Source organism: Ralstonia sp. VS2407 (assembly GCF_052950655.1).
Genome location: NZ_JBRFVG010000402.1, coordinates 1 through 429, shown reverse-complemented (window position 1 = coordinate 429; position 429 = coordinate 1). Strand labels below are relative to the sequence as shown.

1 protein-coding gene is annotated in these 429 nt (G+C 63.2%); it reads left to right on the top strand.

All coding sequences use genetic code 11. The annotated features are described in order from the left end of the window. On the top strand, positions 1-429 hold a 429-nt coding region (gene argS, locus ACU8YE_RS25685; protein WP_446930452.1), incomplete at both ends, for an arginine--tRNA ligase domain-containing protein.

Below are 429 nucleotides of genomic sequence, written 5' to 3'. Positions count from 1 at the left end.
ACCTACGCCCGTCTGTCGGTGCTGCTGACGGACGAGGACGTGGCCGGCGAGTCCAGCTACAACGACGACCTGCCGCGGGTTGTGGACGAGCTCGTGGCTGACGGCCTGGCCGTCGAGGACAACGGCGCACTGTGCGTTTTCGTCGAGGGGCAGGATGCCCCAATGATCGTGCGTAAGAGGGACGGTGGCTTCGGATATGACGCCACCGATCTCGCTGCGATTCGTCGTCGCGTGGGCAAACTCAAGGCCGACCGCATTATTTACGTCACCGACGTGCGCCAGAGCCATCACTTTGAAGTGCTTTTCCAGGTGGCCCGAATGGCCGGGTTCCTGCCTGACGACGTCGAGGCCGAGCACGTCGGCTACGGCATGGTGCTTGGCCCTGATGGCCGTCCTTTCAAGACTCGTGAGGGTGGCACAGTGTCGTTG